The organism is Vibrio maerlii (assembly GCF_003415655.1).
Classification (GTDB): Bacteria; Pseudomonadota; Gammaproteobacteria; order Enterobacterales; family Vibrionaceae; genus Vibrio; species Vibrio maerlii.
Genome location: NZ_QRHC01000011.1, coordinates 17,651 through 33,751 on the forward strand (window position 1 = coordinate 17,651; position 16,101 = coordinate 33,751).

General features: G+C 45.3%; 17 protein-coding genes and 1 other RNA gene. 9 read left to right on the forward strand and 9 right to left on the reverse strand.

The features are described 5' to 3' along the window. Positions 1 to 33: 33 nt before the first annotated feature. From DPF91_RS17345 to rpoE, 4 genes are all read right to left on the reverse strand, one after another. Positions 34 to 522, reverse strand: coding sequence for a SoxR reducing system RseC family protein (locus DPF91_RS17345; RefSeq protein WP_117235710.1), 489 nt, complete (start codon positions 520 to 522; stop codon positions 34 to 36). Then, positions 519 to 1,520 carry a sigma-E factor regulatory protein RseB gene (gene rseB / locus DPF91_RS17350; protein WP_117235711.1) on the reverse strand — a complete coding sequence of 334 codons (1,002 nt, stop codon included), beginning with the start codon at positions 1,518 to 1,520 and terminating at the stop codon, positions 519 to 521. Before rseB ends, DPF91_RS17345 begins: the two co-directional genes overlap by 4 nt. Next, a complete protein-coding gene (locus tag DPF91_RS17355) occupies positions 1,517 to 2,134 on the reverse strand; it encodes an RseA family anti-sigma factor (protein ID WP_117235712.1) in 618 nt (205 codons plus the stop codon). Before DPF91_RS17355 ends, rseB begins: the two co-directional genes overlap by 4 nt. A gap of 128 nt (positions 2,135 to 2,262) precedes the next feature. Further along, positions 2,263 to 2,835, reverse strand: a complete 573-nt coding sequence (gene rpoE / locus DPF91_RS17360; RefSeq protein ID WP_117235713.1) for an RNA polymerase sigma factor RpoE — start codon at positions 2,833 to 2,835, stop codon at positions 2,263 to 2,265. 366 nt (positions 2,836 to 3,201) lie between these two features. Here rpoE and nadB point away from each other — a divergent pair, with 366 nt between their 5' ends. Beyond that, on the forward strand, positions 3,202 to 4,815 hold the full coding sequence (nadB, locus tag DPF91_RS17365; protein ID WP_117235714.1) for an L-aspartate oxidase: 1,614 nt from the start codon (positions 3,202 to 3,204) through the stop codon (positions 4,813 to 4,815). A 446-nt stretch (positions 4,816 to 5,261) separates the two neighbouring features. Here nadB and DPF91_RS17370 read toward each other — a convergent pair whose 3' ends face one another. Next, the gene (locus DPF91_RS17370) at positions 5,262 to 5,522 is read right to left on the reverse strand and encodes an FAD assembly factor SdhE (RefSeq protein WP_117235715.1); all 261 of its coding nucleotides are present in this window, start codon (positions 5,520 to 5,522) and stop codon (positions 5,262 to 5,264) included. Positions 5,523 to 5,771: 249 nt separating this feature from the next. Between DPF91_RS17370 and ygfZ the strand changes: the two genes are divergently transcribed. The 3 genes from ygfZ (at position 5,772) to DPF91_RS17385 (ending at position 8,023) form a co-directional block, all read left to right on the forward strand. Continuing rightward, on the forward strand, positions 5,772 to 6,749 hold the full coding sequence (gene ygfZ / locus DPF91_RS17375; protein ID WP_117235716.1) for a tRNA-modifying protein YgfZ: 978 nt from the start codon (positions 5,772 to 5,774) through the stop codon (positions 6,747 to 6,749). Between the two features lie 11 nt (positions 6,750 to 6,760). Further along, the gene (locus DPF91_RS17380; protein WP_117235717.1) at positions 6,761 to 7,234 is read left to right on the forward strand and encodes an aminoacyl-tRNA deacylase; all 474 of its coding nucleotides are present in this window, start codon (positions 6,761 to 6,763) and stop codon (positions 7,232 to 7,234) included. A 582-nt stretch (positions 7,235 to 7,816) separates the two neighbouring features. Next, the gene (locus DPF91_RS17385; protein WP_117235718.1) at positions 7,817 to 8,023 is read left to right on the forward strand and encodes a DUF1107 domain-containing protein; all 207 of its coding nucleotides are present in this window, start codon (positions 7,817 to 7,819) and stop codon (positions 8,021 to 8,023) included. A 67-nt stretch (positions 8,024 to 8,090) separates the two neighbouring features. On the opposite strand, the gene DPF91_RS17390 is transcribed toward DPF91_RS17385, so the two are convergent. The 3 genes from DPF91_RS17390 to DPF91_RS17400 are packed head-to-tail and all read right to left on the reverse strand — an operon-like array spanning position 8,091 to position 11,138. Next, on the reverse strand, positions 8,091 to 9,308 hold the full coding sequence (locus DPF91_RS17390; protein WP_117235719.1) for an FAD-dependent 2-octaprenylphenol hydroxylase: 1,218 nt from the start codon (positions 9,306 to 9,308) through the stop codon (positions 8,091 to 8,093). A 52-nt stretch (positions 9,309 to 9,360) separates the two neighbouring features. Next, entirely contained in the window at positions 9,361 to 10,554 is a 1,194-nt protein-coding gene (gene ubiH, locus DPF91_RS17395) for a 2-octaprenyl-6-methoxyphenyl hydroxylase (RefSeq protein ID WP_117235720.1), read from the reverse strand. 14 nt (positions 10,555 to 10,568) lie between these two features. Then, positions 10,569 to 11,138 (reverse strand): YecA/YgfB family protein, encoded by a 570-nt coding sequence (locus DPF91_RS17400; RefSeq protein WP_117235721.1) that lies wholly within the window; start codon positions 11,136 to 11,138, stop codon positions 10,569 to 10,571. 286 nt (positions 11,139 to 11,424) lie between these two features. Between DPF91_RS17400 and DPF91_RS17405 the strand changes: the two genes are divergently transcribed. The 5 genes from DPF91_RS17405 (at position 11,425) to serA (ending at position 14,774) form a co-directional block, all read left to right on the forward strand. After that, the gene (locus DPF91_RS17405; RefSeq protein WP_117235722.1) at positions 11,425 to 11,727 is read left to right on the forward strand and encodes a cell division protein ZapA; all 303 of its coding nucleotides are present in this window, start codon (positions 11,425 to 11,427) and stop codon (positions 11,725 to 11,727) included. 29 nt (positions 11,728 to 11,756) lie between these two features. Beyond that, a non-coding RNA gene (ssrS, locus tag DPF91_RS17410) (6S RNA) lies at positions 11,757 to 11,941 on the forward strand. A gap of 5 nt (positions 11,942 to 11,946) precedes the next feature. Next, complete coding sequence (locus tag DPF91_RS17415; RefSeq protein ID WP_117235825.1) at positions 11,947 to 12,546, forward strand: 5-formyltetrahydrofolate cyclo-ligase; 600 nt, start codon at positions 11,947 to 11,949, stop codon at positions 12,544 to 12,546. Positions 12,547 to 12,613: 67 nt separating this feature from the next. Further along, a complete protein-coding gene (gene rpiA / locus DPF91_RS17420) occupies positions 12,614 to 13,270 on the forward strand; it encodes a ribose-5-phosphate isomerase RpiA (RefSeq protein ID WP_117235723.1) in 657 nt (218 codons plus the stop codon). Between the two features lie 274 nt (positions 13,271 to 13,544). Continuing rightward, entirely contained in the window at positions 13,545 to 14,774 is a 1,230-nt protein-coding gene (serA, locus tag DPF91_RS17425; protein WP_117235724.1) for a phosphoglycerate dehydrogenase, read from the forward strand. A 150-nt stretch (positions 14,775 to 14,924) separates the two neighbouring features. Here the strand turns inward: serA and recA are convergent, their stop codons facing one another. Beyond that, the gene (gene recA, locus DPF91_RS17430; protein WP_117235725.1) at positions 14,925 to 15,965 is read right to left on the reverse strand and encodes a recombinase RecA; all 1,041 of its coding nucleotides are present in this window, start codon (positions 15,963 to 15,965) and stop codon (positions 14,925 to 14,927) included. Positions 15,966 to 16,101 lie beyond the last annotated feature (136 nt).

The following is a 16,101-nucleotide window of genomic DNA, read 5'->3' on the forward strand; positions in this document are numbered from 1 at the left end:
TCTACCCAATTTCTAGGTACAACGCATTATAAATTAAAGCAGCTTCTCACCGAATACGCGAATCAAGACTACCTGCTCTTTGGAATCTTGCTCCAGTCTTCGGGCTTTGGCTCGAGCAAAGAAGAAACCACCTAACGAGAATAATACCGAGGTCAGTATTACCAAGCCTTCACCCAGATCTAATCCAGTCAATTGGTTCAGCCATGGAATTAGGGCAAGCTGGCCGATAGATGCACCGAGTATCAACATAAATAGAGGAACAAGGTAAACCAACGCAGCCGAGCTAAGGAGGCTCTTTTCCGGAAAGCCAATTTCGACTTGATCACCGGCTTTCACCGATTGAGCTGTCGTCAGGTGCCAGATCAATGACTTGTTGCCGACCGCTTTCGATACAATTCCCGTACCACAGCTTTTTTGAGAAGAGCAGCTTGAACAACTGGTCTCCTGCTGGCAACTCAGAGAGACCCTAAATTTCTTGCCAGCAGATTCAACAGCCGTCACCGTGGCCATTGCGGTCATCATGGTGTGGTTACCTTAGCCTCATTGTTATTAGTTTGAGGTAATGAGAACTGAATAGATTGAGCAATGCGTTTGGCTGTTGCAGGTGGAATGTCACCGACAACTGAGATTTCTTTCTCACCCGAAACAAAGCTGTGCAGAGTGCGGCGACCTTGACGAACAAGCTGCCCTTTCAACGAATGGCTATCTTTATCAGAGATATACACCGAGAAATTGAACAAACCATCGTTAAACATTTGGGTTTCAACCATACGCTCGGTTGTGACCATGCGATAGCGATTTGGATCGCTGGCTTCAAAACCATCCGGTACCCAACTTACGCTCCAATCCATCTCATTAGTCTCGTTCTTAGGCAAGCTAAGCACTTGAGGAAGTTGTACTTGGTTAAGACCCGCTAACGCATCTTTAATTTGATCATTCACCACGTAAGATATGGTGCGATACTGCTCTAAAATTTCACCATCGCGATCAACCAGATCCGCACGCAATGGCAGATGGGTTTTCTCATCAACCCAAAGAACGTAGGAATAACGCAAGCCATCTTTTGGTACGACGCGCACAACTTGAGTCGCAGCACCCGCTTCTCTTGCTCGACCTAAACGAACAAAGTCATAGTAAGGCACTAACTCCTCAATATCCGAATGTATCATTGGGATTAAAGGCGCAACCATATGTCCAGAGGCAATAGAGAAAGGTTCAACACCCGGTTCGATGTAGCTGATCTCGTCACCACGACGAATCACCTCTCTTACAGGGCCACTAAGATAGACAAGCTGTGCTAGATGTTGTTGTTCATTACGAGCATGGCGATAAACAAGAGGCTCTATGCTATTTTTCTTGATGAGAATATAAGAAAGCTCGTAATTAAGGTTTTGACTGGCTTCGTTCATTTGATGCAACAAAGCCTCGGCAGAACTCTCTTGAGTCGATAATTCTTCTGCTGAGGCTTGAGCTGTCATCAAGCTGAACAGTGTCAGTGCACTGATCAGGATTTTCTTCATTCAATTTCCGACTTTACAACGTCTATATCGTTTACTTCTTCGTTAAGACGAAGTTGCAATTCATAGTCTTGCAGCATGGCGTTAATGCGACGACGTTGTTCTTGCAGGTTTGCTTCATTGTGCTGAGGTTGAGCTGGGTTTACTGACTCACGAGTCAAGCTTACAGGCTCAACGCTACCAGCAAATGGAACGGTTTGTAGTACTGGAATGTCGTTATTTGGTGATACAGAGTCTTCACCACCGTACTGCTGAACACCAATAATCACTGCCATTGATACACACGCAGCCATCGCCACTTGACCGAATTGAGTAAACCAAGCTGGTAAACCTTTCTTCGCTTCGTTTGGCGTTGGTTGAGCCTCAACCGCGGGAACAACCTCAGCCTGTTGAGTTGTCTCTGAGCCATAAGTTGGCTCTAGCTCAATTGCCGCGGCAACACTCTCAGCGATATTCCACTCTGGTTTTGCTGGCGCTTCACCGCGCATCACATCACCAATCAAGTGATAGTTCTTCCAGGTTTGTTGATCGTCTTGACTGTTTTCAAGTTCTGAAATCAGTGCCTTGTCGATCAGTTCTCCATCCATGAGTGCTGAAAGCTTTTCTTTGTCAGCCATTATTTTCACCATATGTGAGGTCATTTCAGACCTGTTAATTGTGATTAACAGTGGGATTACCGCCACTGTCAAAAGCTAATCCATTTAAGTTACACACGTTTGGTAGTCAGCAGTTTATCCAATACGATTTATAGTAAGGGACGAATTTTCTTCTCTACCGCTTCACGCGCTCTAAATATACGTGAGCGAACCGTCCCGACAGGACATTCCATCACTTCAGCAATGTCTTCGTAACTCAAGCCTTCGAGTTCTCGCAAGGTCATTGCAGTTTTTAAATCTTCCGGAAGCGCATTAATCGCTTCGAACACAACGTGCTTCAATTCGTTGGACAACGTCAGGTTCTCAGGGTTCGATATTTCTTTTAACGCACTACTCGTTTCGTAAAATTCAGCTTCTTCAGCATCAACATCTGTTGCTGGTGGTCGACGACCTTGGGCAACAAGGTGATTTTTTGCAGTATTCACAGCAATCCGGTAAAGCCAGGTATAAAACGCACTCTCCCCTCTAAAGTTAGGTATAGCGCGATAGGCCTTGATGAATGCCTCTTGGGCGACATCCGCCACATCTCCAGAATTACTCACATAGCGAGAAATAAGGTTGCAGACTTTATTTTGGTATCTCAAAACCAACAAATTGAATGCTTGTTTATCTCCGCTCTGAACTCGCTCAATCAATACTTGATCGGTCAACTGCTCGTTCATTCGAGCGTACACTCCTATTGTTATTTACTCGTACCTTTCAGATATGAGCACTAATTATGCAAATTGTAGTATTGACACCACTGTTTACTTGAGCACTATTGTGACTAAACGAAAATTAGAAAGTTCAAAAAGTTTCTAATTTTTTTATCAATCGTATTCTGTAATGTGATGTAATCTAAATATAAGAACTCTCAGAAGAATGAGGGTCACGCATCAGAATTGCAATAGCCAGACGTTTTTAATGCATAGAGAAGCGTCGATATGACGAAATCATGCGACTTTTCAGGACAATATCCAAAGTTCGCACGTCATAAATGTGAGCACTTTCAACAACGCTCTCATATTAGTCAGGAATAGAATAGTTTTATGAATACAAACCAAGAACACCAATGTGATGTATTGGTGGTAGGTAGTGGCGCTGCAGGTTTATCGTTGGCACTTCGCGTGGCGGAGTACGGTAAGGTTATCGTTTTAAGTAAAGGGCCTCGCAGTGAAGGGGCAACCTTCTACGCCCAAGGCGGAATCGCAGCGGTGTTTGATGAGTCTGACAGCATTGAGTCTCACGTCGATGACACTCTGATTGCCGGCGCAGGTTTGTGTGAAAAAGACACCGTTCAATTCATTGCAGAAAACAGTAAAGAGTGTGTTCAGTGGCTAATCGACGGCGGTGTGCCGTTTGATCGCATGGATAATGACAGCGACGAAGAGCCAAAATACCACCTTACTCGCGAAGGTGGCCATAGCCATCGTCGTATCTTGCACGCGGCTGACGCTACAGGCATGGCGATGCAAACGTCTCTGCAAGACAACGTGAATGCTCACCCAAATATTGAAATCTTTGAGCGTCACAACGCGTTAGACTTGATCACTGAAGACAAAATTGGCGGCAAGAAAGATAAAATCATTGGCGCTTACATTTGGGATCGAAATGAAGAACGCGTCGAGACCGTACGCGCCAAATACGTGGTCCTAGCAACGGGTGGCGCTTCAAAAGTCTACCAATATACCTCTAACCCGGATGTCTCTTCTGGTGATGGTATAGCTATGGCTTGGCGTGCAGGTTGCCGTGTCGCAAACCTAGAATTCAACCAATTCCACCCAACTTGTTTGTTCCACCCTGATGCTCGTAACTTCCTACTCACAGAAGCACTCCGTGGTGAGGGGGCATACCTGCGTCGACCAGATGGCTCACGCTTTATGCCCGACTTTGACAAGCGTGAAGAGCTTGCTCCTCGTGATATCGTCGCTCGTGCTATCGACTTTGAGATGAAGCGTCTTGGTGCAGATTGCATGTACCTTGATATCAGCCATAAGCCAGCTGAGTTTATTGAAAAGCACTTCCCGACGATCAATATGCGATTGCAAGATCTTGGCATTGATATGACTAAGGAACCGATTCCTATCGTCCCAGCAGCACACTACACTTGTGGTGGTGTCATGGTTGATCAGAGTGGTCGTACGGACCTTGAAAACCTTTATGCGGTTGGTGAAGTCAGCTACACAGGCCTCCATGGTGCCAACCGTATGGCATCGAACTCATTACTGGAGTGTGTCGTCTATGCTTGGTCTGCTGCGAAGGACATCGTAACTCATATTGATAGCGTTGAGATGCCAACATCTCTGCCTGCATGGGATGAGAGCCAAGTTTCTAACTCTGATGAAGAAGTTGTCATTCAACACAACTGGCACGAGCTGCGCCTATTTATGTGGGATTACGTCGGTATTGTACGTACCACTAAGCGTTTAGAGCGCGCCCTGCGCCGTATTCAGCTTCTACAGCAAGAAACGCACGATTATTACAGCAACTTTAAGGTATCTAACAACCTGCTTGAACTGCGTAACCTACTACAAGTCGCTGAGCTGATGGTTCGCTGTGCGATGCAGCGTAGGGAGAGCCGAGGTCTGCACTACACACTAGATTACCCTGATATGCAGGAAAACAGTGGACCAACCATCCTAGATCCGAATAAAAAGGACTAGGAACTCAACCCGAACGAAAAATAGGAGCTACGGCTCCTATTTTTGATCAAGCCAGTCATTTGGGTTGTGATTATCCAGCCTAGCCAAAAGTAGCAACTTCTTATACTGCGCCTGTTCCACAGAGTCTCGCCAAACCCGTACTGACGATTTATCGTTGAACACTAAAGTTAAATAGAGAAATGAGAACAATGTATCGACGCCGACAAGAAAACACTGACGTTCATCGATGGTGGCTCTGTTTCCTTCATAAATCGAGATCGAATGAGTAGCATGTTGTGCAATCGCTACGCCAGATCGTTGATAGTTAACAAATAAAGCGATTAAGAAAAGAGAGATCGGCAGTGGCGCGGGAGAAAATGTAGCTACCCATATTAGCGCGCACCAGAGGCAACAAGAAATAATATGGGTAACTCGACTTGGGGAAAGACTTAAGTGTATGGGTGCGATCAACGCACTTTACTTAGGTTGTGAGCCACAATCTTATCAACCATGCTTGCATGACCAAGGTTTTCACTGCGGCCATGTCCCATTACCCAGGTGAACAGATCTGGATCATCACACTCGAGTAATGAAACAAACTCTGTTTGCTCTTGTTCGTTAAGCCCTTCAAAGCACTCTTCAAAGAACGGCATAATGACAACATCAAGCTCTAACATCCCTCTACGACATGCCCATTTAATGCGCGCTTTTTCTTCAGCACTGTACATTGGTATTCCTCACCGATAACTTCTGTTTAACTTCGAGTGTACCAAGCAACAACCTTGTCATCTAGCACCTAAATCACGTTATGTATTTACCTCTGTCACAAATTAACGCCAAGCATTGGAAACGGGCTCTTGTAATCAGGACTACTGTAAACAAACCATCAACGAACAGATGGAACATCTAATGCTGCCAACCGATTTTCTTTGAGCTATGATACAACTCAATTAAGAACAACACATTAGGTCGCAACTATGGACTGGCAAAACACGTTTAATTCTACCGCTCACGCTGGACAGGAATCACTACCCGCTTTGATGCTTACCCACCTTGCATCTTGGGGCGCAATTACTCTGGTTGGCGATGACAAGAAAAGCTATCTACACGGACAAGTGACTTGTAATGTGGTGTCTCTTGGACAAAATGAAGCGACTCTGGGCGCACACTGTGATGCAAAGGGTAAGGTATGGAGTATCTTCCGCCTATTTCATCATGCAGAAGGCTATGCACTTTTCCAACCTCTTTCAGCCATTGATACCGCGCTGACAGAGCTTAAAAAATATGCTGTGTTCTCTAAAGTTAATATTGAACTTAGCCAAGATATCGCCTTTGGTATACTAGGCCATGAGGCGGAAGCTTGGATAAACCAACATTTTGCTGGTGAAGGTAGTGTACGACACAATGACCTAGGTAGCGCTGTTGAACTCGAAGCACAGCGCTGGTTGCTGTTAGTGAAAGCAGACAAAGTCGATGAGCTACTTGTTAGCCTAGATGGCGCTGTGCGGGTCAAAGAGTCCATTTGGCAGCGATTTGATATAGAAGCTGCACTACCTGCAATCACCACTGAAAACCAAGCTGAGCAAATCCCTCAGGCATTCAACCTACAAGCACTGGATGCGATTAGCTTCAACAAAGGGTGTTACACAGGTCAGGAGACGGTCGCTCGAGCTAAGTACCGAGGCATGAATAAGCGCGCAACTTATCGTATCCGTTCCTGTGCTGGGATCGAGACTCAAGCTGAAGCTGCAACATTCGACTTGGAGCGCAGTGTCGGTGAAAACTGGCGCAACGTGGGCTCATTGATGAATCACTTCCAGTTTGATGATGGAACAGTGATCGGCCTAATTGTTCTTCCAAACAATCTAGATGCCGACACTCAGTTCCGTACAGCGGGTGACTCAGAGCAACTTTGGACGATAGAGGCTCTGCCTTACTCTTTAGAAGAAGAGTAACCGGTTGAGCAATGGAACCTTTCTCTACACCTATAACTCAACACCTCGATAAGCGAGGCGTTGCTTATCGAGTGCTTCACCACGATACCCCAGCAACCACTGTCGAAGATGCGGCAAAGCAGCGTGGGATTCAGTCCTCTCAAATGGTGAAATGTATCGCTTTTAAAGATATGGGGGGACTGTTAGCGCTGGCTTGTGTGCCAGGGGATAGAAGTGCCGACCCAAAGAAAGTAAGAGCCATTCTTAGCTGCCGACGTATGACCTGCCTCTCAAAGGAAGAGGTTGAACAAGTTACTGGTTACTCCATTGGTACCGTTACACCATTGTTACTCGGTTCAACCATGGAGATCTTTATCGACCCTGTCCTCAAAACGGCTCCGTTTGTCACCATCAGCAGTGGTAACAATATGGCAGGGGTAGCACTTGATCTTCAAGATCTTGTCGAACTATGCAACGCGCGTTGGGCATCAATTTGCCGAGACTAGACGTGGCAGACTACAACACCCCATTTAGCTACAACACATTACATAGTTATACATTTTTCTTCGATCGGGCACTCAGTATTTCAATAAAAGATAACATATAACTATTCATCTTATCTAAATACATAGTCACCAACGTGCAATTCAGATAGGCTAAATCTGTCAGCCCAATATGGCTTTTCATTCCATCTCCCTGGGTTGAGAAAGTGAGTCCACTGGCTTCGTTACTCCAAGAACAAGCCAATCCACTTTTGTGTTATGCATCTGTGACAAATTCGCCCGCCGTTGATGCGGGCTTTTTTTTTACAATTTTATTACCTTGTAGTGATCCTTTCATTTCATTTTCCACTATCCTTATTTATGTCATAAAGCTTTGCCATCTTATCGGCATCTTTGGTGATATTAGGTTCAAAACGGATTTGAGCACTAAATCACAACAAAGTTTATATATCTGATGAATTCTGTCTATCGCAGCACAAATATCTAAACTGACAACATAAAAACGACAATACATTCGAACTATCACATTTTTACGAGGTCATATTTCGTAGAATATGGGTCGAAAAGAAGTATTAAGGACTAGGTATGAGATTGTTCAAGCGCTATACACCAGGAATGATTGCTAAACATATAAGCCGACTTTTTAAGGGAAGAATTTACATCTACGGCATCGGCAAATTTGAGTTTGACAATGGGAAGCTGATTCTCCCAGAGCGAGCTGAAAAACGTCATTTCGATACAGTCAAAGAGATTAACCAAGAAGTCATGAAGCTACGCTGCGCTTACGCTTAGACGGGCCACGAATTACAAATAAAAAAGGGTTGCGCATCGCAACCCTTTTTTATATTTGAGTATTTACTCACTTTGTGACGGCTCTTGCCAACTCTGGTAGGTTCCCTTTTAAACCCAAGGCTCGCTTCATAATTTCATCTTTAGCGCCAGGTAGCTGACCTGCGAGCTTCATACCAATACCACGTATTAGTTTTTTCGCAGGATTGTTGCCTGCAAACAAGTCTTTAAACCCTTGCATAGCAGCAATCATCTTTGCAGCTTCTGCTTTACGCCAACGTTCATACCCACGCAGGTTGCGTTTTAGGCCAATATCCTCTCCATCGTGCCACAGCATCAACACCTCTTCGGCTAATGATGCCGCATCCAGCAACCCGAGGTTAACACCCTGCCCCGCAAGTGGATGGATGGTATGTGCCGCATCACCTACCAACGCGACACGCTCAGTCACAAAATCTCGTGCATAACGCATCTTAAGTGGGAAAGCAGCGCGCTCTCCCACCAACTCACAGAGGCCGAGCTTATTGTCGAATTCAACAGTTAGATTCTTAGCAAAGGCTTCAGCAGACATTTTGACTAACGCATCTGCGCGATTTGGGTCAGTAGACCAAACAATTGAGCTCATATGCGGGTCATTGAGTGGTAAGAATGCCAGCGGACCTTGGGGGGTAAATATCTGACGAGCAACGCCATTATGAGGCTCGGTGGTTTTGATATTGGCAACCAGTGCACTGTGACCATAATCCCAGTGAGTCAGTGGAATATCTTGCTGTTGACGCAACCATGAATTAGCACCATCGGCACCCACTACAAGTTTAGCGGTTAGTGATTTACCACTTTGCAGCGTTAGCCATGCCTCACTCTCTCCCATCACCATGTTCTGGCATTGATCACTCATGTATAGAGCTACATTGCTTTGCTGTTTCACCTGTTCGAGTAGCGCCAACTGAATAACACGGTTTTCGACAATATGACCTAAATCTTGTTGTAGAAGGTGGTTAGCATTGAACTCAATACGAGCAAAGCTGTCTTGCTCCCACACTTCCATTGCCTGGTAAGGGGCAGCACGTCGTTGTTCAATTCCCTGCCAAGCACCCAGGTTACGCAAGATGTTTTCACTTGCTCGGCTTAATGCTGATACGCGAGTATCGGGCAACTCATGAAGTACTTCATCTGGCTCGTACGCTTCAATCACTGCGATTCGCAATTCACTATCCTTGAATGCCGCAGCCAGAGAAAGACCAACCATACCACCGCCAATAATGGCGATATCAACACTTTGCATCATAATTCTATTCTTTTTATCTGTTCCATGCGGAGCACGTTGCTCGCTACGATATCTATCTTGCGACTAACCCAAGGGTTTGCTTGAGCAATGGCGCTTTAAGTAAACCAATATTATCCATTGCCATTAGGCTTAGATTTCGGCCAACCCTCAATGATAACCACTCATTCGAGAAGGTATGTACCAGTCCCTTTGTCATCATCATAGTGCGGCTTCTATCTTGCTCTCGCCTTGCCTTATAAGCCGCAATCACGGAGTAAGCACCAACATCGTCTAATGAATTCAACATCTCATCGACTAAGGAAGCGACATCACGAATACCAAGGTTGAAGCCTTGACCTGCAATAGGGTGAAGCGTTTGAGCGGCATTGCCTAAGGCGACAAAACGATGTGAGGTAGTTTGAGGACGGTGCCTCAATAGTAGGGGATAACTTGCTCGACTACCTACTTTATCCAGACGACCTACTCGCCAACCAAAAGCGGATTGCAACTTGGAGAGGAACTCATCATCAGACAGCGACAGCGTCTGCTGTGCTTCTTCTGGTGGGAGGCACCATACTAGGGACAAGCGGTTTTCCGTCATTGGTAACAGAGCAACAGGGCCTGTTTCGGTAAATCGCTCGTATGCTTTTCCTTGATGAGATTGATTGCTCGTGATGTTCGCGATCACAGCAGTCTGACCAAAATCATGCTCAGACAACTCTAGACCGATCTGCTGGCAACAAGTAGAAAGCGCACCATCAGCAGCGACAACAATTTTACTTTGCAGCACTCGACCATCGTTCAGGGTAACATGGGCTTTGTCAGCATCTCGCTCAATGGTGTTAACACTATTAGGGCAGATTAGATGAATGTTTACTCTATCTTCCAAAAGCTTTTTATAAGCCAACCCCACTCTTTCCAATTCAACCACATAGCCTAACGTATCCACGCCCGCTTGCTGCGGTGTAATATCCGTCATCCCCGCATGACCACGATCAGAAACATGGATATGTTCTATTGGCTCAGCAAAGTGTTTTAGTCCGCCCCATAACTGATACGACTCTAAAATTTTTACCGTGCCATACGAGAGGGCGATCGAGCGGCTATCGAAACCGGGGTGAGCTTGATGGTCACTTTGAAAGAGTTCAACTACAGCGATCGACAGTTGACCTCTTGAGCGTTGGGACAAGGCCAAAGCGAGCGTAGCTCCAACCATAGCTCCACCAGCAATGATGACATCAAATTGTTCAGATTGGGCTACATCCATCATGCCGTTCCTGATTAATGAATAGTTGGGTTTTCTTCTTGGTTTACCGGTTTTGTGCCAAACTCTGCGTGGATAATCAGGGCACATGCTTTTACATGTTCGACAACCTGCTCCAGTAGCTCAGCTTGCTCACCAAGATCATCCTCTTCATCTATTCCTAACTTCGCCATCTCTTCAAGATCTGCAAGGGCCTCTTTAGCCTCTTCGCTCGCTTTAGATAGCGAAGTGCCCACTAGGCCAATGCCTGAGATGAAATGGTTAATCCATTCGGCTATCGCATCCGCTTGCTCGAAGATGTCACCATCTTCTGGCAACCAGATGTTTAGTTCAAGTTCTGTACCTGTCACCTCTTTCTTGGTGATATTCAGTACCGATTGAGCGATTTGCAGAGAGCGGTCTGGCCAACCCATTCCATCATTGGTGTAATCAAACAGCAACGGTTGCCAGCTATCATCACTTAGGCTTAAACCACCGCTTAGCATGCCCGTTAATAGACCATGAAGTTCTGCCGGGCTAATGGCTAGACTTGCTGATTGAAAAACAGAAGCTGAGGCAACGTATTCAGGTAGGTTAATTTCGCTCATAGTGATATCTCTGATTACTTTTCTTTTAAACCAACATCCTACCACCTCGCCTTTTTGTGAGCTATAGATTACAAGGGTTAGATGACCTGCTGTGATGACTATCTTGTAACTTTGCAACTCTAACGCATTACTTTTTCGACAACCTGTTTAATAAGTGTGTGATTGAGCTACTCAAGCCACATCATGGTATGGAAAAGCTTGAATCTTGATAGGGCTTTTTCTATAGTTTCCCCCTCAATGGTGAAAGAGACACCATGAAACCATATATGGATAGAGTTCAGCTAAGATGAGTAATCAAGCGGTAGAAGTAGAAATTTTAGGAAAGTTGACCCGAGTTGCTTGTCCAGCAGGGCAAGAAGAGTCACTAATCCAAGCTGCTAACGACCTTGACGCTCGCTTACAAGAAATGGCTGAACGAACTAAGGTAAACAATGCTGAAAAGCTGTTAACCTTCGCCGCACTCAACATTAGCTATGAGTTACTCGCAGCTAAAGAAGCGACGAATGGTGAACTAAACTCTATCAATGAGCGTATGGAACGCTTAACTGCCGCTCTTGAAGAAGCAGTGACAAAAGCTAGACAAGCTTAAGTTTGTAAACTCGCTACTAGCCAACCAAATTTACCCTGGAGTGTTTGTCAGAGGACTCACGTCCCCGAGCCGATAAGCAATCCCTAAGGGTTAGTACTTGGTTACTATTGAGCATGCTCGGCTTGTACCGAGAAGCCTACGGTAATCATTGCTGATCCGCCTTGAACTCGCTGGTTCAAGGGCCATCTGTTCTCAACGGCACTTTGGGGTATTCCTTCTATGCAAACTAGCACCCGTAATGAAATTCGCCAACAAATACGTTTACGTCGCAACTCATTAACCAGTGAAAAACACTATCAAGCTGCAGTCGATCTGCGTGAGCGTTGCCTAAGCGCTGAAATATTCCGCCAATCACAACACATCGCACTCTATGTCTCAGCTGATGGCGAAATTGACACCCAACCCTTGATTGAAGCCTTATGGAAGCAAGGCAAACAAGTTTATGTGCCTGTGCTCCATCCATTTTCTAAAGGGCACCTGCTGTTCCTGCGTTATGCCGAAGACTCTCCACTCACTTTCAATAAGTACAATATTGTTGAACCTAAGCTGGATCAGACACAGATCATCCCTGTCTACCAACTCGATTTGATTTGCACACCATTGGTTGCATTTGATGAATCAGGGCAGCGCCTCGGCATGGGGGGAGGTTACTATGATCGCACCCTAGAGAAATGGTTTACCAGTGGTGAAGGCGCTCAACCTGTGGGTTTGGCTCATGATTGCCAAAAGGTCGAGGCTTTGCCATGTGAAGAGTGGGACATACCTCTACCAATAATCCTTACTCCAAGCAAAACTTGGAGCTGGTCTAACGAGTGTTAGCGAAATAATGCATTACCCGTTATAATCGCGCCGCAAACGTTAAACTCGTTCTAATCAGGAGATGGTCATGACTCAAGACGAAATGAAAAAAGAAGCTGGCTGGGCAGCACTAAAGTACGTAGAAAAAGGCAGTATTGTAGGTGTGGGCACTGGTTCAACGGTTAACCATTTCATTGACGCACTGGGTTCAATCAAAGAAGAGATCAAGGGCGCGGTATCAAGCTCAATCGCTTCAACAGAAAAGCTTGAAGCTTTAGGTATTAAAGTATTCGAGTGTAACGAAGTCGCTAAGTTAGACGTTTACGTTGATGGCGCAGATGAAATCAACCCTACTCGCGACATGATTAAAGGTGGCGGTGCAGCACTTACTCGTGAAAAGATCGTTGCGGCTATCTCAGAAAAATTTATTTGTATCGTAGACGGTACGAAAGCAGTAGACGTGCTTGGCAAGTTCCCACTTCCTGTAGAAGTTATTCCTATGGCTCGCTCTTACGTAGCTCGCGAGCTTGTTAAGCTTGGCGGTGATCCAGTTTACCGCGAAGGTGTAATCACAGATAACGGCAACGTTATCCTTGATGTTCACGGTCTAGCAATCACTGACCCTAAGGCTCTTGAAAACACAATCAACGGTCTGGCGGGCGTTGTAACTGTGGGGTTATTTGCTCACCGTGGTGCTGATGTGATCATCACAGGAACACCAAACGGCGCAGTTATTGAAGAGTAATACAGAAAGACAACAGGTACTTTTTGTCATTTCATTACAAACAGCACCCGAGGGTGCTGTTTTTTTATCTCTCTCTCATAAAATTATGCCTTATTCCGTAATTTTCTTACCCATCTCACATTTTTTTTGTTAATTTATTGAGCAAAGCAAATCAGCACATTTGATGAAACCGCACACAGGGAAACGTTTGCGTCAATTAAAAGTGAGTAGATATACTCCATCCCCTGTGATCAGATTTAAATTAGCCCCTTTTTTATTTCTAAGGACGAGAATAATGGCCAAAGTATCACTGGAAAAAGACAAGATTAAGATTCTACTCTTAGAAGGTCTTCACCCATCTTCAGTAGAGGTTCTGCAAGCCGCAGGATACACCAATATCGAATACCACAAAGGCTCCCTGCCTGAAGAAGAACTACTTGAAGCTGTTAAGGACGTTCACTTCATTGGTATTCGTTCTCGTACAAACCTATCTGAAGAAGTGATCAATGCCGCAGAGAAGCTAGTGGCAGTGGGTTGTTTCTGTATCGGCACTAACCAGGTAGACCTAAATGCAGCGGCTAAGCGCGGTATCCCAGTGTTCAATGCGCCATTTTCAAATACTCGTAGCGTAGCAGAGCTCGTTCTTGGACAAGTTCTATTGCTACTTCGTGGCATTCCAGAAAAGAACGCCCTCGCACACCGCGGTATCTGGAAGAAGAGCGCTGATAACTCGTATGAAGCTCGTGGTAAGCGCCTCGGTATTATTGGTTACGGGCATATCGGTACGCAATTGGGTATCATTGCTGAGAACCTAGGGATGCGTGTTTACTTCTACGATATTGAGAACAAGCTTTCACTGGGTAACGCAACTCAAGTACACACTATGGCAGAGCTTCTAAACAAGTGTGATGTGATTTCTTTGCATGTACCTGAGACACCAGGAACGAAGAACATGATGGGTAAAGAGCAGTTCGAGCTGATGAAACCAGGCTCTATCTTTATCAACGCTGCTCGCGGTACGGTGGTAGACATCCCTGCTCTTTGCGATTCACTAGAAAGCGGTCATCTTTCAGGCGCCGCAGTCGATGTTTTCCCTGTAGAACCTAAAACCAATGCAGATCTATTTGAATCGCCACTGATACAATTCGACAATGTGATCCTGACTCCTCACGTGGGAGGCTCTACGCAGGAAGCACAAGAGAACATCGGTGTTGAGGTTGCAGGTAAGCTTGCGAAGTACTCTGACAACGGTTCAACGCTATCAAGCGTAAACTTCCCAGAGGTTTCACTTCCATTGCATACTGATGCCTCTCGTCTACTGCACATTCACGAGAACCGCCCGGGCATCCTAACTCAAATCAACACCATCTTCGCAGAAGAAGGCATTAACATCGCAGGTCAATACCTACAAACGAGCTCAGATATGGGTTATGTCGTTATCGATGTAGAGTCAGAACGTTCAGAGTTTGCGCTAGCAAAATTAAAAGAGATTGAAGGCACAATACGTGCTCGCATCCTTCACTAATTTCAAATAGTACTTTTAAACAAATGGCAGCTTATAGGCTGCCATTTTTATTAGTAATGTTGAGTTATAACTACTTAGCCTTTAGAACAAAAAAGCCGCGAACGGTTAGGTTCGCGGCTTAGTCATTCTAATTTTTAAGTTCAGAGTTGATTAGAACTCTTCTTCTTTTGGCATCTCGCCAGTTTCTGGTTCTTCAGGTTGAGCTGGAGTCAGTAGCATTTCACGTAGTTTAGCATCGATAGTTTGTGCCGCTTCTTTGTTCTCTTTAAGGTACTTACCAGCGTTTGCCTTACCTTGGCCAATCTTGTCGCCATTGTAGCTGTACCATGCACCTGCCTTCTCAATCAGCTTATGCTTAACACCTAGATCGATTAGCTCACCTTCACGGTTGAAGCCTTGGCCGTATAGGATTTGTGTTTCAGCTTGCTTAAATGGTGCTGCAATCTTGTTCTTCACAACCTTGATGCGAGTTTCGTTACCTACTACCTCATCACCTTCTTTGATAGAACCTGTACGACGGATATCTAGACGAACAGATGCGTAGAACTTAAGTGCGTTACCACCAGTGGTTGTTTCTGGGTTACCAAACATCACACCAATCTTCATACGGATTTGGTTGATGAAGATACACATACAGTTAGACTGCTTCAGGTTACCTGTTAGCTTACGCATCGCTTGAGAAAGCATACGCGCTTGCAGACCCATGTGACTGTCACCCATCTCACCTTCGATTTCAGCTTTCGGTGTTAGTGCTGCAACTGAGTCAACTACAAGAACATCAATTGCACCTGAACGTGCTAATGCGTCACAGATCTCTAGCGCTTGCTCACCGGTATCAGGCTGAGAAACTAGAAGCGCATCGATATCAACACCAAGCTTTTGAGCGTAGATTGGGTCTAGTGCATGCTCGGCATCAACGAATGCACAGGTCTTACCGACCTTCTGAGCAGCTGCGATAAGCTCTAGCGTTAGCGTTGTTTTACCTGAAGACTCAGGACCGTAGATCTCAACGATACGACCCATTGGTAGACCACCAGCACCAAGTGCAATGTCCAGAGAAAGAGAACCTGTCGAAATAGTCTCTACGTCCATTGTGCGGTTGTCGCCTAGACGCATGATAGAGCCTTTACCGAATTGCTTTTCAATCTGACCTAGCGCAGCGGCGAGCGCTTTCTGTTTGTTCTCGTCCATTACTTTCTCCGAAATTGTCATCAATCTTTGATGATCTTCTGAATTCTATTCTTCTATTGCAGAGCGATTAACTTAACGCTCTGCTCAAACTATGCAAATCATTATACTGTTGATTCATACAGTGTCCACAGTTGTC

What these genes read in the sequence shown, in the direction of transcription:
- DPF91_RS17415 (WP_117235825.1), top strand. Translation starts at nt 11,947, where the DNA reads ATGCAAACTAGCACCCGTAATGAAATTCGCCAACAAATACGTTTACGT.
- rseB (WP_117235711.1), bottom strand. Translation starts at nt 1,520, where the DNA reads ATGAAGAAAATCCTGATCAGTGCACTGACACTGTTCAGCTTGATGACA.
- ygfZ (WP_117235716.1), top strand. Translation starts at nt 5,772, where the DNA reads ATGGACTGGCAAAACACGTTTAATTCTACCGCTCACGCTGGACAGGAA.
- DPF91_RS17390 (WP_117235719.1), bottom strand. Translation starts at nt 9,308, where the DNA reads ATGATGCAAAGTGTTGATATCGCCATTATTGGCGGTGGTATGGTTGGT.
- ubiH (WP_117235720.1), bottom strand. Translation starts at nt 10,554, where the DNA reads ATGGATGTAGCCCAATCTGAACAATTTGATGTCATCATTGCTGGTGGA.
- serA (WP_117235724.1), top strand. Translation starts at nt 13,545, where the DNA reads ATGGCCAAAGTATCACTGGAAAAAGACAAGATTAAGATTCTACTCTTA.
- recA (WP_117235725.1), bottom strand. Translation starts at nt 15,965, where the DNA reads ATGGACGAGAACAAACAGAAAGCGCTCGCCGCTGCGCTAGGTCAGATT.
- rpiA (WP_117235723.1), top strand. Translation starts at nt 12,614, where the DNA reads ATGACTCAAGACGAAATGAAAAAAGAAGCTGGCTGGGCAGCACTAAAG.
- rpoE (WP_117235713.1), bottom strand. Translation starts at nt 2,835, where the DNA reads ATGAACGAGCAGTTGACCGATCAAGTATTGATTGAGCGAGTTCAGAGC.
- nadB (WP_117235714.1), top strand. Translation starts at nt 3,202, where the DNA reads ATGAATACAAACCAAGAACACCAATGTGATGTATTGGTGGTAGGTAGT.
- DPF91_RS17380 (WP_117235717.1), top strand. Translation starts at nt 6,761, where the DNA reads ATGGAACCTTTCTCTACACCTATAACTCAACACCTCGATAAGCGAGGC.
- DPF91_RS17355 (WP_117235712.1), bottom strand. Translation starts at nt 2,134, where the DNA reads ATGGCTGACAAAGAAAAGCTTTCAGCACTCATGGATGGAGAACTGATC.
- DPF91_RS17405 (WP_117235722.1), top strand. Translation starts at nt 11,425, where the DNA reads ATGAGTAATCAAGCGGTAGAAGTAGAAATTTTAGGAAAGTTGACCCGA.
- DPF91_RS17400 (WP_117235721.1), bottom strand. Translation starts at nt 11,138, where the DNA reads ATGAGCGAAATTAACCTACCTGAATACGTTGCCTCAGCTTCTGTTTTT.
- DPF91_RS17385 (WP_117235718.1), top strand. Translation starts at nt 7,817, where the DNA reads ATGAGATTGTTCAAGCGCTATACACCAGGAATGATTGCTAAACATATA.
- DPF91_RS17370 (WP_117235715.1), bottom strand. Translation starts at nt 5,522, where the DNA reads ATGTACAGTGCTGAAGAAAAAGCGCGCATTAAATGGGCATGTCGTAGA.
- DPF91_RS17345 (WP_117235710.1), bottom strand. Translation starts at nt 522, where the DNA reads ATGATGACCGCAATGGCCACGGTGACGGCTGTTGAATCTGCTGGCAAG.